Below are 16,150 nucleotides of genomic sequence, written 5' to 3'. Positions count from 1 at the left end.
GCTGACCGGGCGATTACGCCGCAGGAAGCCATTCCTTCCACCCGAGGTCCCCGTGCGCTCACCCCCCTGCCCCGCGGTCCGGCGCCGGTCGCCGCTGTTCCTCGCGCTGCTCGCGGGGGTGGCGCCGATCCTCGCGGCCGGGGGAGCGGACGCGCAGGAATCCGGCGAAGCCATCGCCCTCGACACGATCACGGTGGCCGGCGCGCCGGCCTTCCGGGAGACCGCGACCGGTCCGGTTCAGGGCTACCGCGCGACCCGCAGCGCCACCGCCACCAAGACCGACACGGCGCTCCGCGACCTGCCCCAGACCGTCAACGTCGTGCCGCGCGAGGTGATCGTCGACCGTGCCGAGACGCGGCTCGCCGACGCGCTGTTCAACGTCAGCAACGTGCAGCCGGGCGGCACGATCCAGGGCCGCAGCGACACCTTCATCATCCGCGGCTTCCGGACCCAGACCTACGCCATCGACGGCGTGTTCATGAACCAGGCCAGCAACTTCTATCCGGTCCAGCGCGACCTCGCCGATGTCGAGCGGATCGAGGTGCTGAAGGGCCCGGCCTCGGTGCTGTACGGCCGCGGCGATCCGGGCGGCGTCATCAACATCGTCACCCGCCAGCCGAGCCTGGTGCCGACGGCGGATGCCAGCATCCAGGGCGGCAGCTTCGGCTTCCGGCGGGTGCAGGGCTCGGTCTCCGGCCCGGTGCCGGGCGCCGACGGGCTCGCCGCCCGCCTCAGCGTCGCGACGCAGGTCGACCCGACGTTCCGCGATCTCGCCGGCCGCGACAATTCCCGCTTCTTCGCCGCGCCCGCCATCACCTGGAACCCGAGCCCGGATACCCGGGTCTCGTTCATCGGCGAGTTCACCCGGCAGGACACGGTCTATGACGAGGGATTGATCACCCGGAACGGCCGGGTGCCGCTCGACAACATCTCGCGTTATTACGGCGAGCCGTTCTCGCGCTACAACGCCAACGCCAATTTCGGCACGCTGAAGATCGAGCACGACTTCAGCGAGAACCTGACTTTGCGCCAGGTGCTGAACGCCCAGAGCGGCAGCTTCGACGCATTCGCGTCCCGCGCCACCGGCCTCTCGGCGAACGGCCTCACGGTCCAGCGCCGCACCACCGCCGCCACCTCGACCTACGCGTCCGTCGACAGCCAGACCGAGCTGGTGGCCAAGTTCGACTTCCTGGGCCTGCGCCACACCGCACTCGTCGGCATCGAGTACTTCAACGGCTACCGGCGGGCCGTCACCACGCAGGGGCCGCTCGCCTCGGTGAGCTTCTTCGACCCGGTCCCGGGCCTGGCCCTGCCGGGGGCGCTGTCGCTGCAGAGCGACCTGAAGCAGAAGAACGAGCTGACCGGGCTCTACGCCCAGGATCAGATCGAGCTCGGCTACGGGCTGCAATTGCTGCTCGGGGTGCGCTACGACACCGGCAACCAGTTCTATTTCAGCCGCACGCCGACCTCGCGCACGATCCCGCCGGAGCAGGAACTCTCCGGCATCTCGCCGCGGGTCGGCTTGATCTACCGGGTGGCCGAGCCGCTGGCGCTCTACGCGAGCTACACGACCTCGTTCAAGCCGCAGACGGCGAACGTCCTCGGCGTCGCCAACCCGCCGCCGGAGACCGGCGAGCAGATCGAAGTCGGGACCCGCTTCGACCTCTCGCCCGACCTGAGCCTGACCGCCTCGGTGTTCGACATCACCCGCAACAACGTCTCGGCCAACGATCCAGTCAATAGCGGCTTCTCGATCATCACCGGGCAGCAGCGCTCGAAGGGCGTCGAGGCGGACCTCGCCGGCACGATCCTGCCGGGCTGGAAGGTCATCGGCGGCATCGGCTACACCGATGCCCGGGTGACGCGCGACACCACCATTCCGGTCGGCAACCGCCTCGACGGTGCGCCTCAGGTCAGCGGCAGCGTCTGGACCACCTACCAGGTCCAGGAAGGGCCCTGGCGCGGGCTCGGAATCGGTGCCGGCGTGACCCATGTCGGCTCGCGCTTCGGCGACATCACCAACACCTACAAGGTCGGTGCCTATACCCGCGTCGACGCCGCGGTCTTCTACGACCTCAACGAGCACGCCCGGTTCTCGCTGAACCTGAAGAACCTGACCGACGCCCGGTACATCGAGGCGCCGTTCAACCAGTTCAACAACATCCCGGGGGCGCCGTTCTCGGTTCTCGCGACGCTCACGGCGCGGATGTAGCGGTCCCGCGTCCGGGTGATCGGCCGGCCGTGGCCGATCCCCGGTCAGGCTCACTCCGGCAGGCGCGGCAGCGGCGTGCCGTCCTTCGGCAGCGGATAGCGAGCGACGTTCAGCTCCATCGCCAGGAAGGTGTAGTAGCCGCTCACCGCCGTGAGATCGACGACGCCCGGCTTGCCGAAGAGCTTTTCGGCCCGGGCGAAGGTCGCGTCCGAGACCCGCTTGTTCTGCAACAGCTCGGCGGTGAAGTCGTAAGCCGTCTCCTGGTCCTCCGGCAGGCCGGTCGGGCGCCGGCCGTCGCGGATCGCCGCGATGGTCTCCGGCGCGATGCCGACCTTCTTGGCGATCGGCGCGTGGACGTACCACTCGTAATCCTGCGTCCAGTGACGGGCATTGACCAGGATGACGAGTTCCGAGAGCGTGGTGCCGATCTTCGGCTTGTAGCGCAGGTAGTCGCCCATCGAGCGGGCGAGGCTCATCACCTCGGGCGAGTGCATCAGCGGCTCGAACGGCCCGAAGACCGGGGTCTTGCGGGTGGCCTCGAAGGCCTCCGCGGCCTGCTTCTGCTCCGGGCTGTACTGGGCCGGCGGGATCGTCGGCAGCCTGTCCTCGGCACGGGCGACGCCGGGCACAAGCAGGAGGGCGGCGAGGCAGGCGGGCAGCAGACGCGACATGGTGGGGTCTCCGGGACGGGCGATCGGTCGCCTGTCAGTCCTTTACCCGAAAGGCGATGCCCACGACGGCCCCGCTCCCGCAATCCCGCCTCATTCCCACGGTTAACAGAACTTTGTCCGAGCACGAGGGGAATGCGGGGCTCACCCCCCGACACGACCCCGGAAACAAGGGAATGCGGGACGATGACTGCACTGCCGTCGAAGACGGATAAGCGGTCCGTGACGGGCGCGGCGCTCATGGCTGCGCTCGCCGCCACGCTGCTCGCGGGAGCGGTGCCGACCGGTCCTGCGCGGGCGCAGGGCTACGGCTTCACCGTCGAGGACGAGGACGCCGTGATCCTGCCGCCGCGGGCGGTGATCTTCCGCCTCGGCCGGGCCGGCTTCACCGGCATGACTCATCCGCGCTTCGACGGCGAGACCTACCGGGTCGAGGCCGACAGCCCCTGGGGCAACCGGGTGCAGCTGGTCGTGGATGCCCGCACCGGCCGCATCCTCGACCGCGAGCGCCTGGAGGCGCCGCTGATTCCCCCCGGCACGGTCCCGGGCGGCCGGCGGCCGGGCTACGGCTGGACCGAGGCCGAGGCGCGCCAGCCCTGGCCGCGGGACGACGCGTTCCGCGAACCTCCCCGGCGCGACAACGCCTGGCGCGACGGCGGGACCTACGCCCCCGTGCCGCTCTCCCGGGCCGAGCCGCTGCCGCCGGTCGAGCGCCGGCCGGAGGAGCGCCGCGTCGCCGCCCGTCCGCAGCCGCCGCAGGATCTCCAGGCCGTGCCGCCGGCCGAAGCGCCCTCCCCGCGCATGCCGCGCGCCGCCGGACCGAACCCGATGGGCCTCAATCCCGACAGCCCGGCCGCCCGCACCGGCGCGGCGCCGCGCCGGGAGAGCGTTGCCCCCGAGGGCGCCAAGCACGAGGCGCCCCGCAAGACCGCCGCCCGCACCAAGCCGCCGGAGAAGATCGAGACCCCCTCGGCCCTCGTCCCGCCCCTGGCGCCGCAGCCCGCCGCGAAGCCGGCCGCTCCGCCCGCCAAGGCGGCCGAGGCCGCGCCGCCGAAGCCGGCGGAGGCCAAGGACGGCGGCTGGAAGACCCCGCCCGAGGGAAACCGCCCGGTCCGGGTGATCGGCGGCATCACTCAGGTTCCGGGTAAGGACGAGCCGGCGAAGGACTAAGCAGATTTCGCAAAAGTGGCGGCCGGTTTCACGACAAAAATCTGCGACAGACCAAGAACCTAAGCGGACGAAGCGTTGGCCTGCCAACGCAAGTCTGCTCAACGCGCGTCGCGCTCGCCCGCGGTGATGCATCCGCGGCACGGGTCATACCAACGGCCCACGATGCTGACGCATCGCTTCGATCTCGGGCAAGCCCGAGATCGACGGGGCCGTCGACCCATCTCGAATTGTCGACACCACGCCCAGAAGTCCGGGACCTCGGGCTTGGCGAAAATTCGAGAACGGTACCAAAGGTCGCTTTCGACGACCGTTGGTATCATACGCTTTCCGATTGATCGCTTTGCGATGCGGAAAGCGGCATCGCTCAGGCGTGTGAAGCCTACGGCTTCACCGCGCGGGTTGATGATACGAAATCCGGAAGTGATCTTCCGGATTTCGTATCACTCCGACCGAGAGGTGAGAATGCCATAGCCCCGCCCGCGGGGAGAGGAGGAAACCGGCGCCTTCTGTTTCTCCCGCGCATTCTCCCGAACGGCCCTGCACGCAGGGCTCCTGAACCCCACCCTACAGGCCGCTCCCCACTCTTTCACGGGTACGGACCGCCGCGATCCGCAGCGGCTCCTTGCGGCCGCGCAAGGGGCGCAGGCCGAGATCGGAGACGATCATGTGCGGGGGCAGCTCGGCCAGTCTGTCGAGCAGATCGCCCGAGACGACGATCCCGGCGCCGAGTTCCTTCGCCAGCCCTTCGAGCCGGCTCGTCGTGTTCAGCGTGTCGCCGAAATACGCGATCTTGCGCCGCTCCAACCCGATCTCCGCCGTCACGACGGGGCCGCAATGGATGGCGGCGCGGAAGGTCGGGACCTGGCCGAACCGGGCGGTCCAGCGTTCGGCATCCGCCTCGACGAGGCGCAGGAAATCGAACACGCAGTCCAGGCAGGCCGCATTCCGCAGACCGCGATCCATCGACCAGCTCACCAGCGCCATGTCGCCGATGTAATCGTCGATCGAGCCCTGCGAGCGGCGCACCGGCGCGGCCAAAGCGGCGAAGATCGCCCCGAGCCAGACCTGGGCGGCCAGGTCGCCGTGCTCCTCGGCGAAGCGCGTCGAGCCGGCCACGTCGAGGAACAGGAAGATGCGCTCCTCGGTGATCGCCCGGTGGTAGCGGCCGACGAGGAGGCTGGCGAAGACCCGCGGGCCCATCAGGTCGCGCACGCGCAGGACGAAGGTGGCGAGCGCCGAGATGCCGAGGGCGTAGGCGAAGCCGGTCTCGGACATCCGCATCGCCACCTGGGCATTCGCCATGTAGCCGAAGCCGCGGTGGAGAATGGTGCCGGCGACCGCGTTGCCGAGCACGATCATGCCGATATAGGTCGCGAGCGTCGCCAGGCCGAAGACCGGCGTCGCGGCCCGGCGGATCAGGTCGCGCCAGCGCCGCAGGAGCACGCCGCGCTCGTAGAGCAGGACGGGCGCCCCGATGAACGCGCCGCGCATGGCGGAGACCAGCGGTTCGATGTCGAAGGCAAGGCCGTAGACGAGGCCCGCCAGCGCGCCTGCGACGGGCGCCAGGATCCAGAATCCGGCTCGGAGGGTCAGCATCGTGGTCCGCACATCGCCCGACCCGGCCGTCATAGCATCGATCGTCGCGAACCACTCCCTCCGGGATCCCGATTCTCGGCGACGCCCTCGCCGCCCGAGCGTCGGACCGTCATCGGGCATAGCGGGTGAAGACGAAGTCGCGGTCACTCACCCGCGCCTCGTGGCAGGCAAAGCAGGTCTCGTGCTGGCCCGCGTCGACCGGCTGGCCGTCGACGAAGCGGCCGAAGCCCCAGCCGCCGCTCTCAGGATAGCGCCGGGAGTCCTTGACCATGACCTGCACCGTCGTGGCGCGGCCCGGGACCGTGGCCGACTCGAAGTCGGGGGAGCGCATCCGTTCCCAGGCGAGCTTCACCAGGACCGTGCCGTCCGGGAACGGCCGCGTACCGTCCCGATAGGCCGCCACCGCGAGGTCGTTGCCGAGCACCGCCCGCAATTCGTTCAGCGGGGCATCCTCCAGCGCCGGGGCGATCAGGCGCCAGTCGCGCAAGCCGTCCGGGACGGTGACGCCGTAGATCGGCGAAGCGGGCTTCGCCTTCTCCTTGGCCTGGTCCTTGGCCTTCTCCTTGGCCTGGTCCTTGGCCTTCTCCTTGGCCTGGTCATTGGCATCCTGGCCGGCCGCCCCGGCCGCGACCAGGGCGAGGCAGAGAGCACCGGCGAGGAGCAGGACGGGTTTATGCGGATCAGAGGCCATCGACGTCCACCACGGCCTGCGCGAAGGCGCGCGGCGCCTCCTGGGGAAGGTTGTGCCCGATGCCGCCCGTGAGGGTGCGGTGTGCGTAGGGCCCGCTGAATTTCCTGGCATAGGCGGCGGGCTCGGGATGCGGCGCACCGTTCGCGTCGCCCTCGAGCGTGATGGTCGGAATCGCAATCCTCGGGAAGGTCGCGAGCTTGCTCTCGATCGCGTCGTACCGCGCCTCGCCCGGCGCCAGCCCGAGCCGCCAGCGATAGTTGTGGATCGAGACCGCGACGTGGTCCGGATTCTCGAAGGCCGCGGCCGACCGGGCGAAGGTGGCATCGTCGAAGTGCCATCGCGGCGAGGCGAGTTCCCAGATCAGCCGGGCGAAGTCCCGGGTGTAGCGGGCATAGCCCTCGCGCCCCCGCTCGGTGGCGAAATAGAACTGGTACCACCATTGCAGCTCGGCCTTCGGCGGCAGCGGCATGGCGTTGGCCTGCTGGCTGCCGATCAGGTAGCCGCTGACCGAAACGAGGGCCCGGCACCGTTGCGGCCACAGGGCCGCGAGGATGCAGGCGGTACGCGCGCCCCAGTCGTAGCCGGCCACCAGCGCCCGCTCGATCTTGAGCGCGTCGAGGAAATCGACCGCGTCCACCGCGAGCGCCGCCTGCTGGCCGTTGCGCGGCGTCGCCTCCGAGACGAAGCGGGTCGCGCCGTAGCCCCGCAGGTACGGGATCAGCACCCGGTAGCCCGCATCCGCCAGCACCGGCGCGACCTCGACGTAGCTGTGGATGTCGTAGGGCCAGCCATGGAGGAGCAGGACGGGCCGCCCCTCCGCCGGTCCGGCCTCGGCGTAGGCGATGTCGAGATCCCCGGCCCGGACCCGCTTCAGCGGGCCGAAGGCGGGGGAGCCGGACCCCGCGCCGGGGAGTGACCCTTGCGCAGCGGCAGACCCTTGCGCGGCGGCAGACCCTTGCGCAGCAACGGGCGCGATGCGCGAGGCGGCGCCGAGAGCGAGGGCGGCACCGAGGCCCCCGAGCAGTTGCCGGCGGGCCGGTCCTGTCATCCGTTCCATGTCGTGGCTCCCGATCCCGACGATCACGGGGCCGACGCGCGGCCCGTCGTCGAGGGTCCGGCGCATCGCCCGATGGCGGACGGAGGCTCTGGCGGATCATTGCGCCCCCGTGCGTTCGTCCGCATTGAGCCGGCGGCGAGTGTGCCGGATGTGTGCGCGACATGCGATCTTGTAAGCGCATGTATCACGGTCCTGCCGTGATACGGACGGACCACGCGGTCAGTCCAGGTGCACCATCGCCCGCAGGCCCCCGCCCTCGCGGCTTTGGAGCGTGAGGCTGCCGCCGATCGCCCGGGCGAGCTGGTCGGCGATGGCGAGGCCGAGGCCCGTCCCGCCAGTTTCCCGGCTCCGCGATTCCTCCAGCCGGACGAAGGGCAGGAGGACGTCGTCGAGCTTGTCGGCCGGAATGCCCGGGCCGCGGTCGAGCACCGCGATGGTAAAGCCTGCAGGCCCCGCCTTGAGGGAGAGCTCGGCCCGGCCGGCATAGCGGAGCGCGTTGTCGATCAGGTTGGTGAGGATGCGCCGCAGCGCCTTCGGGCGCGTCACCGCGGTGACCGGCGGCAGCGCCTCGGCCGTCACGTCCCGGCCGGTATCCTGGTAGTCGAAGACGAGGCTCTCGACGAAGGCGCGCAGGTCGAGGCGGGCCGGCTCCTCGATTCCCTCGTGCCCGCTCCGCGCATAGGCGATCCCCTCCCGGACCAGCGCCTCGATGCCGTCGAGGTCGTGCAGAAGCCGGTCCTGCTCCGGCCCGTCGAGGCCGGTCTCGACGCGCAGCCGCATGCGGGTGATCGGCGTCTGCAGGTCGTGGGAGATCGCCGCCAGGATGCGCACCCGCTCGTCGAGATGGCGGGCGATGCGGTGCTGCATCGCGTTGAAGGCCTTCCCGGCTTGCGCGAGCTCGTCCGGCCCCGTCTCCGGGAAGGGCACGGCCGGCCGGCCGGGCACCAGGGTCTCGGCCGCGCGGGAAAACCGCGTCAGCGGCGCCACCGCGAGGCGCACCGCCAGCCAGACGCAGCCGAGGGTGAGGAGGAGCTGTCCGGCGAGAGCGACCGGCAGCCAGGAGGCCATCGGCCGCGCGGCCGGGCGGACGTCGATGGTGAGGGGGGCGCCGTCCGACAGGACGACGCGACCCTGGAGGCGTTCGCGCCCTCCCGGCACCGCCTCGAACCGGACGGGGAAGCGGGGCTCCAGGGCTGGACGAATCTCGTCGGCGATGACGCGAAGGCGCGGGGTGAGCGCGGCCCCGCCCGGCAGCCCGGTGCCGAGGTCGAAGCCGTAGGTCGGCCGGTCGAGGAGCGCGAGCCATCCCGGCCGCTCCGCCGCGGGCAGGCGGTCGAGCAGGGTGACGGCGACGACGACGTCGCGCTGGAGCGTCGTCAGCATCACCGCGCGGGCCGACCGGTCCCGTTCCAGCACCATGACGGATGCGGAGAGCCCCTGCGCCAGGAGCAGGCCGGCGAGCAGGATCGCGAAGAGGCGGCCGCGCAGGCTGCGGGGCCAAGGAATCCGAGGACGAGGGAGGCTGGGCCGAGGCCGCCGGGGGGGAACGGGCGCCGTCATGCCTCGCGCGCCTGCACGATTGTGATCGGGACCGCGAGGACGTAGCCCTCGCTGCGCACCGTCTTGATGTAGGCCGGCTCGCGGGCATCGTCCCGCAGGCGCTGCCGCAGGCGGCTGACGAGGAGATCGATCGAGCGGTCGAACAGCTCCGCCTCCCGCCCCTGCGTGAGGTTGAGGAGCTGGTCCCGCGTGAGGACGCGCTGGGGATGGTCGACCAGCACGCGCAGCAGCCGATACTCGGCGCCGCTGAGCGGCACGACGGTCCCGGCCTCGTCGACCAGGTGCCGCGCCGTGGTGTCGAGATGCCAGGTTCCGAAGGCGATGAGCCGGCCGGCCTCGGTCACCTGGAGGTTCGGCGGCAGCATCCGGGTCCGGCGCAGGACCGCCTTGATCCGGGCGAGCAGCTCGCGCGCGGCGAACGGCTTCACCAGGTAATCGTCGGCCCCCATCTCGAGGCCGACGATCCGGTCGGTCTCGTCGCTGCGGGCGGTGAGCATCAGGACCGGGACCGCCTTGTGCTTGCCCACCCGCAAGTCCCGGCACAGGACGAGGCCGTCGTCGCCCGGCATCATGATGTCGAGCACCACGAGGTCGACCCGGTCCGCCTCCAGGAAGGACCGCATCTGGCGGCCGTCGGCGGCCACGCTCACCCGCAGGCCGTTCTTCCTGAGATAGGCGGAGACCAGCTCGCGGATGTCGCGATCGTCGTCGACGATCAGGACGTGATCGATGTGCTCCGCCATTCCGCCCTCGGCCCGTGCCCGCGCGTCCTCGTCTCATGCCCGGGATAGCCGGCCCGGCGCCGGCCGGCGAGACGGCGCGTGTCACGCAACGTAGCCGGGTGGGCCGCGCCCGGAGGAGGATCGCTCCCACCCGCTACAGACCGATACGAAGCGGCCGGACGCCGTACACAGGCGGGATATGCGGGGCTGATGAGGAAAGCGGCCTTCCCGGCGCGTCGGATCGGATAAGCCGTCATGACCCTCTTCCTCGCCGCCTACCTGGCGGGCGTGCTGACCCTGCTGAGCCCCTGCATCGTCCCGGTGCTGCCCTTCGTCCTGGTGTCCTTCGTCCCGGCACGGTCGGGCCGCCCGCTCGTCGCCGGCACGCTGCCGTTCCTGGCCGGCCTCGGCCTCGCCTTCACGGCGGCCGCGGGACCCGCAGCTGTCGGGGGCGGCCTCGTCGCGCGGCTCGGCACGGCCGGACGGCTGCTCGCCTTCGGCCTGCTCGCCGCCTTCGCGGTCTCGCTCCTGTCGCACCGGGTCTCCGACCGGCTCCACCGGCCGCTCGTGCGGCTGGGCGCAGCCGTCGCGGGACTTTCGGCGGCGCCATCGTCGCGCAGGGGGACCGGCATCCCGGGACCTTTCCGCTCGCTCTGCCTCGGCGCGGCGACGGGCCTCCTGTGGACGCCCTGCGCCGGGCCGATCCTCGGCCTCGTCCTCACCGGCGCGGCCCTGAACGGGGCCGGCTGGCAGACGACGGCGCTCATCGCCACCTATGCGGCGGGCGCCGCGACGGTCCTGGCCGGCGCCGCCCGGCTCGGCCGCCCGCTCGCCGCGGTCCTGCGTCGGCATCTCGGCCTCGGGGACAGGCTCCGTCGGGCCGTCGGGGCCGGCCTGCTCGCCTGGCTCGCGGCACTCGCCCTCGGGGCCGATGCGGACCTGCTGGCACGCTATCCCGCAGCGGGCACCGTCGCCGCCGAGGAGTCGATCCTGACGGCGCTCGGCGTGGAGCCCGCCCGGGCCGAGCCCTCTCGCAGTCTTCTGCCGGTCGAGGGCGCCCTGCCGGACCTCGCGGGCGCCACGCAGTGGCTCAACGGCGGCTCGCTGACGAAAGAGGGCCTGCGCGGCCGGGTGGTGCTGGTCCATGTCTGGACCTCGTCCTGCATCAACTGCATCCGCACGCTGCCGTACCTGCGGGCCTGGGCCGAGCGTTACCGCGAGCAGGGGCTTGCCGTGATCGGCATCCACGCGCCGGAATTCGCCTTCGAGCACGATGTCGGAACCGTCGCCGCCGCGATCCGTCGCCACGGGCTGCCCTATCCGGTGGCGGTCGACAACGAATTCCGGCTCTGGCGCGGCCTGCGCAACAGCTACTGGCCGGCCCTCTACGTCGTCGACGCGGAGGGGCGCATCCGTCACCACCAGTTCGGCGAGGGCGGCTATGCCCGGTCCGAAGCCGCGATCCAGGACCTGCTCGCCGAGGCCGCGGGACGGCGCGCCACCGACCGGGGCGCGACGCCGACGCGGGCGGCCGGGGCCGAGGCCGCGCCCGATCTCGCCCATCTGCGCTCCGGCGAGATCTATCTCGGCTCCGACAAGGCGGCGACCTTCGCCTCGCCCGAGGGGCTGTCCTTCGGCCCGCGCGTCTATAGTCCCGGCCGGCTGCGGCCGAACCAGTGGTCGCTCGCCGGAACCTGGGCCGTGGAGCCGGACCATGCGCGCCTCGCGGCGGAGGGCGGCAGCGTGACCGTCCGCTTCCGCGCCCGCGACCTCCACCTCGTCGCCGGGCCCGGGCCGGACGGGCGTCCGGTGCGCTTCGACGTGACCCTCGACGGCGCGCCGCCGGGGGAGGACCACGGAACGGATGCCGGCCCGGACGGCGGCGGGACGATCGTCGAGACGCGCCTCTACCAGCTCGTCCGCCAGTCCGACCCGGCTCGCGAGCGCACCTTCGCGGTCCGCTTCCACGGCTCCGGCATCCGCGTCTACGCCTTCACCTTCGGCTGAAAGGCCGTCGGGCGATCGCGGACCTTCCGGGGCCCGGGACGGCGCGCAGCCGAGGGTCGTCGCCCGACGAGCGCGGCCCTCTCCCGATGCCGGCTCATGCCAACGGCCCAAGATGCCGACGCATCGATTCGATCTCGGGCAGCCCGAGATCGACGGGGCCGTTGACCCATCTCGAATCTTCGACACCAGGCCAGAGGCTTGGCAACAATTCGAGAACGGAACCAAAGGTCGTTTTCAACGACCGTTGGTATCAGGCGCCGCCCGTCACCGCGGCCCCCTGCCGGCGCCCGCCCTCCGCCAGCGCCACCTGCAGGGAATGCTCCATCAGGTCGCCCCCGACCGGCTTCTCGAGGAAGGCGCAGGCGCCGCTCGCCAAGGCGCGCCGGTGCAGGGCGTCGCTCGCGAAGGCCGTGACGACGATGACCGGGAGCGTACGACCCTCCTGCCGCAGGCGCTCCTGAAGCTCGATCCCGGTCATGCCGGGCATCTGCACGTCGGTGATCAGGCAATCGGGCGAAGTGGCCGGCGCCGCGCGGAGGAAGTCCTGAGCGCAGGCATAGGTCTGCGCCGCGTAGCCGAGCGAGCGCACGAGGCTCGCCGTGGCGGTACGGACGGCCTCGTCGTCGTCCACGATCGCGATCGTCGGGGTGCGGAACATCGTGTGCCTTGCGCTGCCAAATCCGGCCAACCAAGCCCGGCCGACCCGGTCCGGCGGCCTGAGCGGATCCGGCTGACCGAGAGGGAGGGTGCCTGTCGGCGACTATGGGCCCACCCCCGGCGCTTTGACATCATACTGAGGTTTGGTCGATCCCCAGCGCTTCGGCCATGCGCACGAGATCGGCGAGCGAGCGCGCCGCCATTTTCCTCATCACGTTGCCGCGGTGTATCTTGACGGTGATCTCGCTCAAGTGAAGGTTTCCCGCGATCTGCTTGTTCATCAACCCCGCCGTCACCTGGGCGAGGACCTCGCGCTCGCGTGCGGTGAGCGTCTCGTAGGCCGTCCTGAGCGCCTGGAGGCCGGTGTCGCGGCTGCGCCGCTGCGCGTCGCGCGCCAGCGCCGCCGAGACGGCGTCCAGCATGTCCTGATCGCGAAAAGGCTTGGCGAGGAAGTCGACGGCACCGGCCTTCATCGCCCGGACCGACATCGGGATGTCGCCGTGGCCGGTCATCAGGACGATCGGCAGGGGGATCCCGAGACCCGCGAGCCGGTCCTGGAACTCGAGCCCGCTGAGGCCCGGCATCCGCACGTCGACGACGAGGCAGCCCGGCCCGTCGCCGCGTTTCGCCGCCAAAAACTCCGCCGCGGAGGCGAAGGTCGCGGCGGCGAGGTCGACGGAGCGGAACAGCGAGGCCAGGGCGGCGCGCAGGTCCGGGTCGTCGTCGACCACGAACACGGTCGGCGCAGGCGCGGATGTCTGGGTCACGGCACGTCCTCCCCGTCCACCGGCAGCAGCATGTGGAACGCGGCGCCGGGCCCGGCCTCCGAGATCCAGAGCCGGCCGCCATGGGCCTCGACCGTCGAGCGGCAGATCGCCAGCCCCATGCCCATGCCGTCGGCCTTCGTCGTGTAGAACGGCTGGAAGATCCGCTCCCGCGCCTCCGGGGCGATCCCGTCGCCCGTATCGGTCACGTCGACGCGCACCTGTCCGTCGTCCTGCCACGTGCTCCGCAGGGTGAGCACCCGCGCCCGGCCGGATGTGGCCGCCATCGCCTGGATGCCGTTGACCATCAGGTTGACGACCACCTGCTGCAGTTGCACCCGGTCGCCGCGCACCCGCGGCAGGTCTGGCCCGGCCTCGGTGACGAGGCTGACGGCCTGGCGCGCCAGCTCCCGGTCGAGAAGTTGCGCGGCCTCGGCGATCATCTCGGGCAGATCGAGGCTCTCGCGGCGCGGCGGGGCTTTCTTGAGAAAGCCGCGGATGCGCGCCACGATCTCGGCGGCCCGCTTGCCGTTGGCCACCGCCCGGCCGAGCGCGTCCGTCACCTCGCCCAGATCCGGCACAGGGCGCTTCAGCCAGCGCAGGGCGGCCTCGCCGTTCGTCACCACGGCGGCCAGCGGCTGGTTGATCTCGTGCGCCATGGTGGCGGTGAGCTCGCCCATCGTGGCGACGCGGGCGGCGTGGGCGAGGTCGGCCTGCAGGGTGAGCTGCGCGGCCTCCGCCGCCTTGCGGTCGGTGATGTCGAGGGCGTGGACGAGCACCGCGTCGAGCTCGGCCGGATCGGCCGGGAAGCGGATGCCGAACAGGACCGGCACGAGGGTGCCGTCGCGGGCGCGCATCTGCGCCTCGCCTTCGAAGGTCCTGGCCCCGGAGGCGAGCGCCGCGAGGGCTTTGGGAAAGCTCTGATCCGTCTCGGGCAGGAGATCCGCGAGGGGGCCGATAAGGGATTCGCGATCGGTCGCCCGCAGCATGCGCAAGGTGGCGGCGTTCACGTCGACGAGGGCGACGCGCCGGCGCGCCCGCGCGGCGAAGGCCGGGTCCGCCGCGCGGGCGGCGAGGTCGGCGACGCCGTCGGCGCGCAGCCGGTCGAGCTCGGCCTGCACCGCCGACCAGTCCTGCTGGAGGATCGAGACCTGGGTGTTGTCGAAGATCGAGCGGTAGCGCCGCTCGCTGGCGACGAGGCGCGCATGCGTGCGCTCGCGCTCGGTGACGTCGGTGTTGGTCTCAAGGACGGCGAGCGGCGCGCCCGCCGCATCGCGCTGCAGTGCCCAGCGGCTCTCCAGCGTGATGGTCCCGCCGGTGCTCACGTGCTGGACGAGGGTGCCCTCCCAGCGGCCGGTGCGGTGCAGCTCGGCCAGGATCGCCCCCTTCTCGGCGGGAAACCGCGTGCGCAGGAGGTCGTGCGCGACGCAGCCGACGGCCTCGGCGGCGCTCCAGCCGTAGAGCGCCTCCGCGGCCGGATTCCAGAAGGTGATCACCTCGCGGGCATCGCGCACGAAGACGGCGTCGTGGGTGAGGTCGAGGAGGCGGGCCTGCTCGGCCAGGATCGCGGCATCGGCCTTGTGACGCAAGGCCAGCGCGGTGGCGATGCCGGTCGCCGCGAGGCTGACGAGGCAGCGCAGCAGCGGCGCCCCCGTCTCGTTCGGGCCATGGGAGATCAGGTAGGCGGTCGCCGTGAGAGCGAGGCACCCGACCGCGGTCAGCACCACGCCACGCCGGCTGAAGGCCCGGGCGGCGATCAGCACCACCACGACGTAGAGCACGGCGACCGCGCCCTCGATGGGCGAGAGCACGTCGAACAGGAAGACCGCGAGCGCGATGGCCAGCGCCGCGACCCGGGGACCGGCCCCGGTGGTAATCTCGGGTCTCATCAGGCTTGCGTTGGCAGGCCAACGCTTCGTCCGCTCAGATCCTTGTTTTGTCGCAGATTTTTTCCGCAAAACCGGCGGCCATTTTTGCGAAATCTGCTTAGGCGTCGTACGCATCTTTGGACCGGGGCTCGGCGCGGGGCAGGGTCACGCCGAAGACCGTGCCGCGCCCGAGGACCGAGGCGACGCGCACCGGCGCCCGCAGCGCCTGCGCGGTCTGGCGCACGATGTGGAGTCCGAGCCCGAGGCCCGCGCCGTCCCGGCGCCCGGCCCGGTCGAAGGCCTCGAAGATCGTGGCGAGCCGCTCGGACGCGATGCCCGCACCGTCGTCGTGCACCTCGATCGCGAGGCGCCGGCCGCGGCGGCGGCAGCCGATCACCACCCGCCCGCCCGTCCGCCCGTATTTCACGGCATTGCCCACGAGGTTGCGCAGGATGGTGGCGAGCATCGTCGCATCCGTCGCCGCGCAGGCTCCGGTCGGGTGCACGCGCAGGGCGATGCCGCGGACATCGGCGAGGGCCCGCCATTCCTCCGCCACCGTCGCCAGCAGCGGGCCGAGCGGCACGGGGCCGAGATGCGGCACCGCCTCGCCGGCCTGCGAGGTGCGGGCGAGGTCGTCGAGCTCGCGCCCGAGGCGCAGGAGCGCGTCGCTCGCCATGCCGAGCCGCGTGGCGGCGCGGGGCGCCACGCCGTCCGAGACCGCGCACTCGATCGCCATCAGGGCGACCTGCAGGGGCTGCTTGAGGTCGTGGCCGGCGACCGCGAGGAGGCGCGCCATGGCGCTGCGGGCGGCCTCGGCGCGGCGCAAGGCCTCGCCGGCCGCCTGTCCGCCGCCGGGGAGCGCCATCGCCGAGGAGGGCATTGCCGTGTCCATCGTCATGTCCAGCGCCATGTCGGTCCCCTCCTCCTCGCCCGCACCATCCCGGCCGTTGCGGCTGAGCCGGACCATGCCCCGCACCGTGATCGTTCGAAACCATACGGAGGTTTAGGGATGGTCCGTCGAAGCGCGCGTGCGACGGCGCACCGGACAGACGACCATACCGACGTATGACTGTCCCGTCCTTTGTTGTGAGTCCCGTAAATCCTGGTCTGACTGCGGGAATGCGGAACGGCCGGTACAACGATCGCATCTCCAGCCGGAGATCTCGCAACCTCACGGA

Annotated in this window: 13 protein-coding genes; 3 read left to right on the top strand and 10 right to left on the bottom strand. The window is 71.7% G+C overall.

Annotated elements, in window-relative coordinates; genetic code table 11:
* The first annotated feature begins 1 nt into the window (after position 1).
* Positions 2 to 2,212 carry a TonB-dependent siderophore receptor gene (locus HBB12_RS19425; protein WP_442919372.1) on the top strand — a complete coding sequence of 737 codons (2,211 nt, stop codon included), beginning with the start codon at positions 2 to 4 and terminating at the stop codon, positions 2,210 to 2,212.
* Between the two features lie 50 nt (positions 2,213 to 2,262).
* Here the strand turns inward: HBB12_RS19425 and HBB12_RS19420 are convergent, their stop codons facing one another.
* Positions 2,263 to 2,883, bottom strand: a complete 621-nt coding sequence (locus tag HBB12_RS19420) for a carboxymuconolactone decarboxylase family protein (RefSeq protein WP_236990851.1) — start codon at positions 2,881 to 2,883, stop codon at positions 2,263 to 2,265.
* 219 nt (positions 2,884 to 3,102) lie between these two features.
* Between HBB12_RS19420 and HBB12_RS19415 the strand changes: the two genes are divergently transcribed.
* Positions 3,103 to 4,050, top strand: coding sequence for a hypothetical protein (locus tag HBB12_RS19415; protein WP_236990850.1), 948 nt, complete (start codon positions 3,103 to 3,105; stop codon positions 4,048 to 4,050).
* A 564-nt stretch (positions 4,051 to 4,614) separates the two neighbouring features.
* Here HBB12_RS19415 and HBB12_RS19410 read toward each other — a convergent pair.
* From HBB12_RS19410 to HBB12_RS19390, 5 genes are all read right to left on the bottom strand, one after another.
* Complete coding sequence (locus tag HBB12_RS19410; protein WP_236990849.1) at positions 4,615 to 5,646, bottom strand: adenylate/guanylate cyclase domain-containing protein; 1,032 nt, start codon at positions 5,644 to 5,646, stop codon at positions 4,615 to 4,617.
* 109 nt (positions 5,647 to 5,755) lie between these two features.
* Positions 5,756 to 6,337, bottom strand: a complete 582-nt coding sequence (locus HBB12_RS19405; RefSeq protein WP_236990848.1) for a cytochrome P460 family protein — start codon at positions 6,335 to 6,337, stop codon at positions 5,756 to 5,758.
* Positions 6,327 to 7,394 (bottom strand): alpha/beta fold hydrolase, encoded by a 1,068-nt coding sequence (locus tag HBB12_RS19400; protein ID WP_236990847.1) that lies wholly within the window; start codon positions 7,392 to 7,394, stop codon positions 6,327 to 6,329. Before HBB12_RS19400 ends, HBB12_RS19405 begins: the two co-directional genes overlap by 11 nt.
* Before the next feature lie 219 nt (positions 7,395 to 7,613).
* The gene (locus tag HBB12_RS19395; RefSeq protein ID WP_236990846.1) at positions 7,614 to 8,954 is read right to left on the bottom strand and encodes an ATP-binding protein; all 1,341 of its coding nucleotides are present in this window, start codon (positions 8,952 to 8,954) and stop codon (positions 7,614 to 7,616) included.
* The gene (locus HBB12_RS19390) at positions 8,951 to 9,697 is read right to left on the bottom strand and encodes a response regulator (protein WP_236990845.1); all 747 of its coding nucleotides are present in this window, start codon (positions 9,695 to 9,697) and stop codon (positions 8,951 to 8,953) included. The genes HBB12_RS19395 and HBB12_RS19390 overlap by 4 nt, the downstream gene beginning before the upstream one ends.
* Positions 9,698 to 9,931: 234 nt before the next feature.
* On the opposite strand from HBB12_RS19390, the gene HBB12_RS19385 reads away from it, so the two are divergent.
* Positions 9,932 to 11,683, top strand: coding sequence for a redoxin domain-containing protein (locus tag HBB12_RS19385; protein WP_236990844.1), 1,752 nt, complete (start codon positions 9,932 to 9,934; stop codon positions 11,681 to 11,683).
* A 250-nt stretch (positions 11,684 to 11,933) separates the two neighbouring features.
* On the opposite strand, the gene HBB12_RS19380 is transcribed toward HBB12_RS19385, so the two are convergent.
* From HBB12_RS19380 to HBB12_RS19365, 4 genes are all read right to left on the bottom strand, one after another.
* Positions 11,934 to 12,341: a response regulator transcription factor gene (locus HBB12_RS19380; RefSeq protein ID WP_236990843.1), complete on the bottom strand. Its 408-nt coding sequence runs from the start codon at positions 12,339 to 12,341 to the stop codon at positions 11,934 to 11,936.
* A 130-nt stretch (positions 12,342 to 12,471) separates the two neighbouring features.
* Positions 12,472 to 13,107: a response regulator transcription factor gene (locus HBB12_RS19375; RefSeq protein WP_236990842.1), complete on the bottom strand. Its 636-nt coding sequence runs from the start codon at positions 13,105 to 13,107 to the stop codon at positions 12,472 to 12,474.
* The gene (locus tag HBB12_RS19370) at positions 13,104 to 14,993 is read right to left on the bottom strand and encodes a PAS domain-containing sensor histidine kinase (protein ID WP_236990841.1); all 1,890 of its coding nucleotides are present in this window, start codon (positions 14,991 to 14,993) and stop codon (positions 13,104 to 13,106) included. The genes HBB12_RS19375 and HBB12_RS19370 overlap by 4 nt, the downstream gene beginning before the upstream one ends.
* A 97-nt stretch (positions 14,994 to 15,090) precedes the next feature.
* Positions 15,091 to 15,939, bottom strand: a complete 849-nt coding sequence (locus tag HBB12_RS19365) for a sensor histidine kinase (RefSeq protein ID WP_236990840.1) — start codon at positions 15,937 to 15,939, stop codon at positions 15,091 to 15,093.
* Positions 15,940 to 16,150 lie beyond the last annotated feature (211 nt).

The organism is Methylobacterium sp. SyP6R (assembly GCF_019216885.1).
GTDB lineage: Bacteria > Pseudomonadota > Alphaproteobacteria > Rhizobiales > Beijerinckiaceae > Methylobacterium.
The sequence above is the reverse complement of the archived record's forward strand: the minus strand, read 5'-3'. Positions and strand labels throughout refer to the sequence as shown.

Excerpts from the sequence above, each read along its gene's own strand:
- HBB12_RS19420 (WP_236990851.1), bottom strand. The coding sequence starts at position 2,883 with ATGTCGCGTCTGCTGCCCGCCTGCCTCGCCGCCCTCCTGCTTGTGCCC.
- HBB12_RS19410 (WP_236990849.1), bottom strand. The coding sequence starts at position 5,646 with ATGCTGACCCTCCGAGCCGGATTCTGGATCCTGGCGCCCGTCGCAGGC.
- HBB12_RS19405 (WP_236990848.1), bottom strand. The coding sequence starts at position 6,337 with ATGGCCTCTGATCCGCATAAACCCGTCCTGCTCCTCGCCGGTGCTCTC.
- HBB12_RS19400 (WP_236990847.1), bottom strand. The coding sequence starts at position 7,394 with ATGGAACGGATGACAGGACCGGCCCGCCGGCAACTGCTCGGGGGCCTC.
- HBB12_RS19395 (WP_236990846.1), bottom strand. The coding sequence starts at position 8,954 with ATGACGGCGCCCGTTCCCCCCCGGCGGCCTCGGCCCAGCCTCCCTCGT.
- HBB12_RS19390 (WP_236990845.1), bottom strand. The coding sequence starts at position 9,697 with ATGGCGGAGCACATCGATCACGTCCTGATCGTCGACGACGATCGCGAC.
- HBB12_RS19385 (WP_236990844.1), top strand. The coding sequence starts at position 9,932 with ATGACCCTCTTCCTCGCCGCCTACCTGGCGGGCGTGCTGACCCTGCTG.
- HBB12_RS19380 (WP_236990843.1), bottom strand. The coding sequence starts at position 12,341 with ATGTTCCGCACCCCGACGATCGCGATCGTGGACGACGACGAGGCCGTC.
- HBB12_RS19370 (WP_236990841.1), bottom strand. The coding sequence starts at position 14,993 with ATGAGACCCGAGATTACCACCGGGGCCGGTCCCCGGGTCGCGGCGCTG.
- HBB12_RS19365 (WP_236990840.1), bottom strand. The coding sequence starts at position 15,939 with ATGGTCCGGCTCAGCCGCAACGGCCGGGATGGTGCGGGCGAGGAGGAG.